This window comes from Colwellia sp. NW0002-52-1 (assembly GCF_057550865.1).
In genome coordinates this window covers 1-11,429 of the sequence record NZ_BAAJLU010000038.1, presented here as the reverse complement: position 1 = coordinate 11,429, position 11,429 = coordinate 1, and the positions used below count along the sequence as shown (strand labels likewise).

Annotated in this window: 9 protein-coding genes and 2 riboswitches; of the genes, 5 read left to right on the top strand and 4 right to left on the bottom strand. The window is 38.6% G+C overall.

Annotation, left to right across the window (positions count from 1 at the left end):
- The first annotated feature begins 197 nt into the window (after positions 1 to 197).
- The 5 genes from AC27H3_RS17900 to AC27H3_RS17880 all read left to right on the top strand — a co-directional run bounded on the left by AC27H3_RS17900 (position 198) and on the right by AC27H3_RS17880 (position 5,368).
- On the top strand, positions 198 to 848 hold the full coding sequence (locus AC27H3_RS17900) for a histidine phosphatase family protein (RefSeq protein WP_487108082.1): 651 nt from the start codon (positions 198 to 200) through the stop codon (positions 846 to 848).
- A 107-nt stretch (positions 849 to 955) separates the two neighbouring features.
- Positions 956 to 1,133: riboswitch (cobalamin riboswitch) on the top strand.
- Between the two features lie 168 nt (positions 1,134 to 1,301).
- On the top strand, positions 1,302 to 2,366 hold the full coding sequence (gene cobT, locus AC27H3_RS17895; protein ID WP_487108081.1) for a nicotinate-nucleotide--dimethylbenzimidazole phosphoribosyltransferase: 1,065 nt from the start codon (positions 1,302 to 1,304) through the stop codon (positions 2,364 to 2,366).
- On the top strand, positions 2,356 to 3,210 hold the full coding sequence (locus AC27H3_RS17890; RefSeq protein WP_487108080.1) for an adenosylcobinamide-GDP ribazoletransferase: 855 nt from the start codon (positions 2,356 to 2,358) through the stop codon (positions 3,208 to 3,210). Before cobT ends, AC27H3_RS17890 begins: the two co-directional genes overlap by 11 nt.
- Complete coding sequence (cobU, locus tag AC27H3_RS17885) at positions 3,207 to 3,875, top strand: bifunctional adenosylcobinamide kinase/adenosylcobinamide-phosphate guanylyltransferase (protein ID WP_487108079.1); 669 nt, start codon at positions 3,207 to 3,209, stop codon at positions 3,873 to 3,875. The genes AC27H3_RS17890 and cobU overlap by 4 nt, the downstream gene beginning before the upstream one ends.
- Positions 3,872 to 5,368, top strand: coding sequence for a cobyric acid synthase (locus AC27H3_RS17880; protein WP_487108078.1), 1,497 nt, complete (start codon positions 3,872 to 3,874; stop codon positions 5,366 to 5,368). Before cobU ends, AC27H3_RS17880 begins: the two co-directional genes overlap by 4 nt.
- 109 nt (positions 5,369 to 5,477) lie before the next feature.
- Here AC27H3_RS17880 and AC27H3_RS17875 read toward each other — a convergent pair whose 3' ends face one another.
- The 4 genes from AC27H3_RS17875 to AC27H3_RS17860 form a co-directional block, all read right to left on the bottom strand.
- Complete coding sequence (locus AC27H3_RS17875) at positions 5,478 to 6,959, bottom strand: cadherin repeat domain-containing protein (protein WP_487108077.1); 1,482 nt, start codon at positions 6,957 to 6,959, stop codon at positions 5,478 to 5,480.
- The gene (locus tag AC27H3_RS17870) at positions 6,960 to 8,957 is read right to left on the bottom strand and encodes a TonB-dependent receptor plug domain-containing protein (RefSeq protein ID WP_487108076.1); all 1,998 of its coding nucleotides are present in this window, start codon (positions 8,955 to 8,957) and stop codon (positions 6,960 to 6,962) included.
- Between the two features lie 103 nt (positions 8,958 to 9,060).
- Positions 9,061 to 9,235: riboswitch (cobalamin riboswitch) on the bottom strand.
- 192 nt (positions 9,236 to 9,427) lie between these two features.
- Complete coding sequence (locus AC27H3_RS17865) at positions 9,428 to 9,949, bottom strand: prepilin-type N-terminal cleavage/methylation domain-containing protein (RefSeq protein ID WP_487108075.1); 522 nt, start codon at positions 9,947 to 9,949, stop codon at positions 9,428 to 9,430.
- Positions 9,950 to 10,122: 173 nt separating this feature from the next.
- Positions 10,123 to 11,265 carry a phosphotransferase enzyme family protein gene (locus AC27H3_RS17860; RefSeq protein WP_487108074.1) on the bottom strand — a complete coding sequence of 381 codons (1,143 nt, stop codon included), beginning with the start codon at positions 11,263 to 11,265 and terminating at the stop codon, positions 10,123 to 10,125.
- Positions 11,266 to 11,429: the final 164 nt, after the last annotated feature.

The following is an 11,429-nucleotide window of genomic DNA, read 5'->3' as shown; positions in this document are numbered from 1 at the left end:
GCATTGATGATGTCTATTCGTGATGTTCACCTGGCTAGAGCATTTACTTTATCCACTAAGCTTTTGATTCACTTGAGTATCAAGCACTCATTATCCAGAGTTCAGGTTAAGTAAAGTTGTTTCGTTGTTAATACAGCAAGTTTATTTGCTAGACTGTATGCAATTATTGCTAAAAAATCATGGAAATTAGCTTGTTAGTGTTTAATGTTTATTTGTTACGTCATGGTGAGCTTGTTGAGAGTGGAATTTTATGTGGGCGCTCAGATATTGCTTTATCACATAATGGCAAGCAACAACTTGTTGAAGCGACAAAAGGCTTAGTAGATATTTCACAGTGCTACAGCTCACCTCTTATTCGTTGTCGAGCGTTTGCAGAAAGCTATTGTCAGCAAATTGATATTTCATTAAAGGTGACGCCTGATTTGCAAGAAATGGACTTTGGTGCTTGGGACGGGCAAAGCTATCAAACACTTTGGCAACCTCAAACTGCAATAAGCAATGCAGAGAAAGCACTAACTTTAGGTGATTTTTGGCAAAACCCTTGGCAATGTCAGCCGCCAAATGGTGAGACTATGACAAGCTTTACCGAACGTATTGATCGCTTCTGGGCGGATTTATTAGCGCAATTTGAGCAGTCCGATCAAAAAGATCAGCAACCATATCGAACAAAAAATACTTTAGTCGTTAGCCATGGCGGGGTTATTCGCTATATTTTAGCTAAAGTACTTGGTTTACCTATTCCGGGTGTTAACCATATGGCCAATATCGACGTACCTTATGGTGCACTTATTCATCTGCAAGTTACTGTTGATGAAAGCGGAAAAGCTTGGTCGAAGCTAATGCTTTAGTCATGATTTAGTTTTTCTGTTAGCGCAATATTGCAAACGTTTACGGTTTCACTGAGTTTAAAAAACTTGCTATTTTCCCCTCGCTGTTGATAATCGCGAGATTAATTAAATAATGTCATATTCAATTTTACATTCATGATTGAAGGTAAAACTGGGAATGTGGTGAAAACCCACAACTGTGCCCGCAACTGTAAGTAGCGCATATATTTATCTCTAAGCCATAACGTTATTGACTAAAGTAGGATGAGTGCTAAAAGTCAGGATACCAGGGGAAATATAGATATTAATTACCACGTCGAGCGGGTTACTCGAGCATTGGAATTTTATTTTTACATTGATGGCTATGCCATCAATGGTGAGATATCTCTCCCTTAAGCCTCTAAACTCATCAACGTTATTCATAACTTGTCAGCCTATATACTTTATAGGCTTGGCCATTGTTAGGTGTTGAAAATGTTTAATATTCAAGCGGTTAATTACGAACACTCAAATAAAATTCAAGCCATAATTGACGGTAAAACTAAGCCGCTAGGCGCATTAGGCGATCTAGAACTTTTAGCTAAGCAAATAGCTAATATTCAGTTAACAGCCGCTGCCTTTGACCCTAGTAAAAGCATGGCATGTAAGCTCAAAATTAACGTTCCGCACTTAACTGTTTTTGCAGGCGATCATGGTGTTGCGAGCGAAGGTGTATCTATAGCACCAAGTGAAGTTACAAGCCAAATGATGGCAAATTTTTCCCGAGGTGGCGCAGCCATTAATGTATTTAGTCAACAACTAGGTTGGCAGCTTAGTATTGTTGATGCAGGCATTTTACAGCCGATTTCATCTACAGCAGTTATAGAACAACGCTTAGGCAATATCACCCAGGCGATTAATCAGCAAGAGGCGATGACTCAAACGCAAGTTGATCAAGGTTTTGTATTTGCTAAAAAACACATAACAACACTTCAAAAAACAGGAAGTAATGTTGTTGCTTTTGGTGAAATGGGCATTGGTAATACCACGATTGCTTCCGCGATAATGGCGGCAATTATGGCTATTCCTGCCAGTGAAGCTGTCGGGCGTGGTACCGGTGTTTCTGATGAAATAGTACTGAAGAAACAACAAGTGGTTGAACAAGCGCTTGCGCTTCATCAAGATAAACTCATTAATGCTGAAGCTATTTTGCGCTGTTTAGGCGGTTTTGAAGTGGTGCAAATTACCGCTGCAATGTTAGCCGCGGCAGAAAATAAAATGTTAATTGTGGTTGATGGTTTTATTTGCACAGCGGCGGCAATGTTAGCAATTAAATATAATGCCAAGGTAAAAGACTACATGGTGTTCGCCCACTGTTCAGGTGAGCAAGGCCACGAAAAAATGCTGCAATGGTTACAAGTGAAACCGCTACTAAATTTAGGGTTACGGTTGGGCGAAGGTACGGGAGCAGCTTTAGCATTACCTTTAATTCAAGCCGCAGTGGCTTTTTATAATGATATGGCAAGCTTTGTTGATGCAGAGGTTACTGATGTTACCTGAGTCAGAGCATGTACCATTAAAAACAACCAAGCGAGACTTGCTTGCGCAGCAATGGCAGTTATTCTTATTGGCTGTCAGTTTTTTCACTCGAATTCCAGTTAACATGAAGGTTGATGTAACCGCGAATATGTTAAATGAAGCAAGTCGTTATTTTGCTTTAGTCGGCGTACTAATAGGAATAGGCTCAGCGCTAAGTTTTTATCTCAGTGTTTTGTATCTCCCTATTGAGTTAGCTTTGTTAATTGCCATGGCAACCAGTGTGCTTTTAACCGGAGCCTTTCATGAAGATGGCTGGGCCGATGTTTGGGATGGTTTTGGCGGTGGCTGGACCGTTGAAAATAAACTTAATATTATGAAAGATAGTCGCTTAGGCACTTATGGCGCAGCAGCATTGTTTTTTATTTTAATGATTAAATATCAAGCGCTGTTGGCGTTAATTCAGCAAAATATGGCGCATGTTAACTTGATAAACGATGGGTTGAGCGTGTTGTCTATTTTAGTGTTAGGACATTGTTTAAGCCGAGTGCTTGCGACCAGCTTAATTGCCGATATGCCTTATGTAACTGAAGATGCCACTTCAAAAGTAAAGCCTTTAGCACAAGCATTATCAAACAATAGTTATTTAACGTTACTCGCTACTGGCATAGTGATCCTGTTTATAACTTTGTCTTTTAGTGTTATTTGGCCGTTAGTGGTTATTTTGTTATTAACGCGATGGTGTTTAAAACGCTGGTTTATGCGACAGTTAGGTGGTTATAGCGGCGACTGTTTAGGCGCTGCGCAACAGTTTTCAGAAGTGGTTATTTATATCTCACTACTTACCCTGACATCGGCGGGCGTATGACTGAAATGGTGAAACATAAAATTCAGTTAATTCTAGGCGGCGCACGTTCAGGTAAAAGCGCATTAGCCGAGCAATATGCGCTGTCGTCAACGCTGCCAGTAACTTATATTGCGACCGCACAAGCGCTAGATGCTGAAATGGCGCAAAGAATTGCGCAGCATCAAGCAGAGCGTCCAGCGCATTGGCGATTAATAGAAGCTCCTTTGCAATTAAGTGCGACTATTGAATCGATTATCTTTGAAGCTTCATTAAATAAATCATCAGGTGTTTGTATTTTAGTTGATTGCTTAACTTTGTGGCTAAGTAACAGTTTATGTCAGTCGAATTCAAGTCCTAATAGCAATAATAAAGCAAGCCAAGACAGTGGTAATATTGATTACTGGCAGCAAGAAAAACAGCAATTTCTTAGTTTATTAAATAGCCTTCAAGGTTTAAGTTTTGAGGGGGAAAACCGCCAGGCATTCGCGATTGAAATTATTTTAGTCAGTAATGAAGTGGGGCACGGCATTGTGCCAATGGGGGAATTGTCGCGCCAGTTTGTAGACCAGGCAGGGTGGTTGCATCAAGCGATTGCTAAAGTTGCTGATCAAGTCGAATTTGTTATGGCAGGTTTGCCTTTAACATTAAAGTCTTCTAACAATATTAGCCATAAGGCAGCACTTTGAAAACATTAATGGTACAAGGTACTACGTCGGATGCAGGTAAAAGCACTTTAGTTGCAGGGCTTTGCCGAGTATTAGTGAACGCAGGTGCTAATGTCGCGCCATTTAAGCCGCAGAATATGGCACTAAATAGTGCGGTGACTAAAGACGGTGGTGAAATTGGTCGTGCACAAGCTTTACAAGCCATAGCGGCAAAAGTTGAAGCGCGCATTGATTTTAACCCTATTTTATTAAAGCCCAATAGTGATACTGGCGCGCAAGTTATTGTGCACGGTAAAGCGCTTTCTAATATGGAAGCTGGTAAATATCACGACTACAAAAAAGTAGCGATGCAAGCTGTGCTAACGTCTCATCACAGGTTAGCGCTTGAACACGAGGTACTGATTGTAGAAGGCGCCGGTAGTCCTGCTGAAATTAATCTTCGAGCTAACGATATAGCCAATATGGGCTATGCCGAAGCGGTTGATTGCCCGGTTATTTTAGTCGCTGATATTGATCGTGGCGGTGTTTTCGCACATTTGGTGGGAACGCTAGCGTTATTGTCAAAGTCAGAGCAAGCACGTGTAAAAGGCTTTGTTATTAACCGTTTTCGCGGCGATATAAAACTGCTTGAGTCTGGATTAGATTGGTTAGAAGAGCGCACGGGTAAGCCGGTATTAGGTGTTTTACCTTACTTGCATGACCTAGCGTTAGACGCTGAAGATGCCGTAGCACTTGATAATAAAGTGACACAAGCGCAAGTAAATATTTTTGTACCTTTGTTACCGCATATGAGCAATCATACCGACTTTGATCCTTTGCGCTTACAGCCCAATATTAATTTACAATACATAAAAATGGGGGAGTCGTTACAAGGCGCTGATCTCATTATTTTACCTGGTAGTAAAAATGTTACCTCTGACTTAACATTTTTAAAGCAACAAGGCTGGCAGCAAGAAATTGATCAACACTTACGCTATGGCGGAAAAGTTATGGGTATTTGCGGTGGTTATCAAATGTTGGGTAAGAAAATATTTGACCCAGAGCATATAGAATCTCATGTTGAGCAAGTATCGGGTTTAGGTTTGTTAGACTTTACAACTAAGCTCACGGCAAAGAAGACCTTAAGCCAAGTGTGTGCAACCATGAGGCTTAATAATGAAGCCTGTCAGTTAACGGGGTACGAAATACATTGTGGTGTTTCAAGTGGCCCTGCGTTAAGTAAGTCATTACTTAAGATTCAAGCTCAATCAAACGATAAGGAACAGCATACTATTGCCGATGGCTGTATTTCAAATGACGGGCAAATAATTGCGACCTATCTACATGGTTTTTTCGATTGTCCAGAGCCTACAAAGTTAGTGCTTAATTGGTTGGGTATTAAAGACTTTAAAGCACCCATTATTGATATTGCTCAGCATAGAGAAATACAACTAGAGCGCTTAGCAAAGGTTTGTAATGAACACCTTAATATGGCTGAAATTAAACGGATTATTGCTCAAGGGAAAACCACTTAATTACATTGCCTAGCGCCAAACCGTGCCTTGAAATGAACTGATAAATTAGAGATAAAAAAACCGCTAAAAAGCGGTTTTTTATTGGCAAAGTTATTGTAAATCGTATTTGTTATTCGATAAACGCAATTGCCGTTGGGTTTAATTCAGTTGCAAATCTAGGTAGCTCTTTTACGTCTGTTTCAGTATTTACAACGTCAACACCTGGATTAGTTGGGTTGCTAACACTGATCCAAAGAAAGTTCGCAGCATCTAAGCTAATATGGCTAATTTGCTCTTCACCTGTTTCAGCTATTGCAGCATCAGCAATAACACCTGTAGTAGGGTTAAAGCTATAAACCGTAGAAAGTACGCGGTATGGCGAGAAAAATGTTTCTTCAGCAACTAAGTAACCTTTTGTTGCTGAAACGATGGCACTTGAGCCAATAAATGCGCTAGTGTTCTCAGCAATATCATCAGCCGTTAACACGGTACGTAAGCTGTAATCACTTGCCGTTATTGCTTCAACTCGGCTTAACGTTAAGTCAGTATCGCTGTATGAATTACGTGTAGTAACATAAACAACACCATCTTTATTAACAATACTGCCATTTAGTGGATTTAAGCCAACTAAAGGAATACCCATAACAGTGTCATCAGCATTAGCGTTAGTTTCTATTTCTAGATCAGTTTCAGTGTCAAAAACAGCAATGTAAGCGGTATTTGGCGAATAAGCGTCGTTCAAACGTTGTAAGGTAATAAAGAGTTTACCATCAACAATTGTGCCGGCTGAAGGGTTTGGCGTACCGTTACTGTTGTCTTCTGCAATATAAGAATCAAGATCTAATTCGCCAATTTTAAAGTTGTCAGCGGTTGTTGCTTGTGGGTTTACAATCCATACTTTACTTGAGCCATAGCGTAAAATGTAAGCTTTAGTGTCGCTTAGCGAAACAATATCGTATGGGTTACGTGAAGTAGAGTCGCCAGTATCTTGCGTAGTATAGCTCCAAACTTCAGTATCAAGTGCATCGGCATTGTATTTTGCTATTGTGTCAATGAAGAATCGACCGATATGAAAAACGTCTTTGTTGTAACTACGAACAGTGTAATCTGAGCCATCTTTAATATAGTAACCTTTAGTTACTATTTCAGTTTCAGGATCTAATGTAACAACTTCTGAGCCTGAATAATCAGGTGCAACTGTTTGTACTACGGCAAACGAAGGAGTGTCTTTAACATCACCTACGGTTACTTGAATACTCAATTCACCGGTCAGGTTTTTACTGCTGTCATCTGTAGCAATAACGGTTACAGAAAAAGGGCCAACATCGCCATTTTCGAAATCTGGAGCTGATACAAAGCTAAGTTCACCTGCTTGTGTAATGGTAAATAAAGCACTTGAGCTACCACCTAGCGATAATGTAATAGCATCACCATCGCCATCAGTAGCATTATAACTGCTCACCAACGTTGTGTTTTCTTCAACAACAGGGCTAGTATCACCTGTTACAAGTGGCGCATTATTGCTACCTGAACCGCCACCACAGCCAGCAAGTATTGTTGTACCTATGGCTAAACTTAGTGGCAACATTTGTCTTTTAAAAGTTGTTAACATTTATAATCCCTCGATTGTGTATTTAATTTGGAAACTTCGACCTTGTGATGCTCTGTTAGCAAGATCTTGATATTTATCATTGAATAAGTTGTTGGCACTGAAAGTCACGCGATGTTTACCTTCTTTCCAATAAACCAATAGGTCAGACACTGTGCGGTCGGCTGGATTGCCATTGCCCAAGTTACTGTTGTCATTTTGAAATCTGTTAATAAGGTTGAAGTACAAGTCTTTGTCTAGGCTAGTTTTAAATGATAACTGCCATGCTTTATTGACTTGATATTTTAGTGAGGCACTGTATTGCTGATGGTAAATGCCCGGTAACTTATTCTGATCAAATGCGACAAATTCAGATTGCATTTCACTGTCAATCAAGTTCACTTGAAAAGATAAAGACAACGGAGTAAATAATTGATAATTCAGTTGTGCTTCAAAGCCCATTAAATCGGCATCGCTAACATTTCTATAACTGCCAACATTACTTGAGTTAAAAATGGCAACAATAGAGTTTTCTAATGTTTGATGATAAATGGAAGAGGATATAGATAAGGCTTTATGCTGATATTGCCCACCAAGTGAGAACGTAACCGCTTCTTCAGGTAATAAATCATCATTGCCTTTGAAAGAGCCACGATCACCAAAAAGCTCGTATAGGGTTGGCGTTCGTACTCCGTCACTAACATTAGCGGTAATTTTAAAACGCTCTTGTTTAACGCTTAAACCTAATTCGGTGGTTAAATAATTTTCATCATTTCTCAGCTTCTCGGCCTCTGGTTGATTAAGTGCAGAGTTTACGTTTTTCTCATGTAAATTACTGATCAAAATATAGGCTTCTAATGGTAATGAAGTAGGTTGCCATTCTAAGCGAGAGCCTATGTTGGTTTGTTGTTGCTCTGCTGAAATATCACATGAGCCAATACCATTGCATTGAGTTGGCTGGCCATTATGTTGGCTGATAGATGTAAAGTCTTGTTTATTAAAACTGATAAAGGGCGTGAAGTTAAAATCTTGCCAAGTCATTAAAGGTTTTAATCCAACATGGTATTTTTTAGTTTCGTAATCACTGATATCGAACATAACAGAGTCAGGGCTTGAAATATAACGCTCGTTTTTGTCTTCAGCATAAGCTTCTAATTCGATCGAATCTAACAAAGATAAGCTGCTTAACCAATGATGCTGATAACTGTAGCGAGTGCTGTCTGAGCTTAATTCTGAACTGTTTTCTGGAGAATTATTACGGTAGTTAGGCAGTGACTTGTCTTGCTCATTATATTGTACATTCAACCTAATTTGATGCTGGCCTAGCTGAATAATGTCATTAATGAAAAATGTTTTTTTAGTGAACTCATTATTTCTTAATGCCTGCTCTGCTGATTTTGTGCTGTCTTCAAAGCTTTGAGGTACCAGAAAATCGTAGTCATTATCACTATTTATATAATGGCCACCAAATGAAAGGCTTTGAGTCTTAAATACTTTATTAAATAATAGGTTAGCTTCGCTATAACCAAATGAACCAGTGGCAAGGGTTAATTTAGCCGTGTCTTGAGTTGGGCTATAGGTGTTAATGCGAATAACGCCACCAATGGGGGTTGCGCCGGTGCCAATAGCTTGGTTTTTACTAATTTCAATGCTTTGAATTTGCTCGGTTGGTATTTGGTTTAAATCGAAACCACCAAATTGACTGTCATTAATTAATTGGCCATCGATATAGAGTTGAATTTGCTTGCTGCTTGAGCCACGAATAGAGACAGATACAGGATTGCCAATGCCACTTATTTGACGAATTTGAATGCCATTAACTTTTTGTAAAATATCGGCCAGCGTTTGCGATGTATGAACGAAACTTTCTCGTTGTAAAACCTGATAATTAGGAGAATTGAAACTCTGTTCGTTCACCACTTCAATAACTTCAAGATCTTGATTTAAAGGTGTTTCTACTTGTGCAAAAACCGGTGATGCCACAAAGGTAGTTATAAATAAATATCGTAAACGAGAGAACATGAACACCTCAAAAGTTTTTGAGGGGCGTACGGAAGGCAACAGACAATTTAGCAAAACTCTTGCTAATGTCGATATATTTCCGAAGCGCCCACCGCACTGCAAATAATTCTATGTTGTTTAGGCCGGTCTCCGGGCTTAACTTTGTAAAACAAAGTATTACCGTTGCGGGGGCAGCGTTAGAATTATGCATTAAAGCATGTCACTAACTTCCCGATTATCTCTTTATTTTTAACGTTGTTAACGTATAAATATCGAGCACCTAAGCAATTTTGAGCGGCAATTCTGACCCCATTACTATGGCTTGTCAACAGTTAGCATTATTAATCTTAAGGCGAATTAGGTTGCCGCTTTAGTGCTTGCAGAATTTACACTTATGAGTATTTTATAGACCTTATAAATACTCTTTCTATTAATTAATGAGGTGGTAGTTAAGGAATAAACACAATTGTAAGTGTTTTCCTTTAACTAAATTAACATCCAGTAGAAATAATATCGTATTTCGGGCCTATATCTTCTGATGCGGCTTGGGTATATCTAAAGTAGCAATTATCATCGCTTACTTGATTATTTTCATTGCTGTCATAGCCTACAAAAACAAAATTAGCGCCTTGCTCTTCAAAGATTTTTCTACCTGAGAGTTCAAACTGTTCAGACACTTGAATTTGTTTATAAACTTCATGATTATCGATATAAGAGTGTAATAGCCTTAAATCAACACCATTAAGGTCAATCGAGCCGTTATTGTCCATATCAATATCGACTAAGTCAGGTCGTCCACTTACAGGAAATGTAACATAGCTTGGCAATTTAGACTTAATGAATATCAAACGATTAGCTGCTTGTACGCTAACACTAAATTGAGTTAATACCGATATTTTAGCTTCTTTTGATAAACTGATGAATTTGGGTAATACGGTGGCTGCTAATATGCCAATTATTACAATAACAACAACTAATTCAATTAAAGTGAAACCTTTACTGCTACGACTCATTTACTACACACCACGGATTTTTATTATTTTTATTAACGATGTTGATTGTTCGTTAGTTTTTTTAAGCCACACTTTAACGAAATATTTTAAAATAACAAGGGGTTGGTTTTATTGAGGTTGTTCTCAGTAAGCAACTAACGCTAGCCTTGCCGTCGAAAGCACCTGAATAATTTTTAAATTACAACGCTGTCTTGCAATACTATTTCAGTTATCAGAGCGTCATGCTGACAAAATAGTCTGTACAAATGTAGTTGGTTTTTTGCTCGGTCTACATTGTGTTTCGCGTAATGGGTTTTAAAGTACGTATCGCCAGTTAAAAAATCAGTTAAAAACCGAATACTGAGCATAAAAGGCATTAATTTTATGCCCAATAATAAACTGTTTTGTTCTGCTGTGCTTAACACACCATTAAAACCGTTAAGGTAACCTTGGGTTAATACTTTGAGCATGTCAAAATCTATCACCATGTTATCTAATTCAGTACTATCTTCTGCGATTGATACGCAGCAAGTACGCACCATGTCACCAAAGTCATGCATTAAATAGCCAGGCATACAGGTGTCTAAATCAATCACCGCAATAGGTTTTTTGGTTATTTGACTAAATAATAAATTATTAATTTTGGTGTCGTTATGAGTAACGTGTAAAGGCAAGGTTTCAGTGGCTTTGATGATTTCTTCAATAAATGCACTTTGAGATTGAATAAACTCAATCTCAGCTTTAGCAGATATTAACAATGGCGCAGATGTAGATTTTATCGCTTGTTCTAACTGGCTAATTCGGCTGGTTAGATCATGAAAATTTGGAATAATTTCCGCTAGTTTTTTGCTGTCAAAGTCACTTAATGCTGAAGTAAATTGTGCAAAGGCTTGGGCCACTGATTTGGCTTGTTCAAGGCTCGTTATTACCTCTAAAGTAAAGCTTTGAGGTATGTATTGCAGAGCCCGCCAATACTGTTCTGCTACTTTGACATGGTTTTGTTTGTTTAAACACTTAAGTTGAAATACTGGCGTTAAAGGATAACCATTATTTTCACGCTTAACTTGCAAGTGTGCACTGATTAAATCGGCATTATTAGTGACTTGCTGTGGCTTTGTAAACACCTGCTGATTCAAACACTGTAAAACAAATTCTTGTTCAGGAGCTTGCACTAAATAAGTGTTATTAATAAGCCCGTTACCTAAATGAGATACTTGGCAATCTTCAAGCTTACAGCCAAATATTTCGAGCACTAATGCTAAAGTTTTATCGCGTGTTAGGTCGGTCATAATATTACTGTTTTCTTGGGGGAAATAACGTCGTTTAAGCGTCTTCAATGGGCCTTATGTTAAGACAATAGTCATAATAAATACAGCTATCATTGCGGTATTTAAAACAGTTTTAATACTTAGTTAACCTGAACTCTGGATAATGAGTGCTTGATACTCAAGTGAACCAAAAGCTTAGGTAATAAAGTAAATGCTATAGCCAGGTGAACATC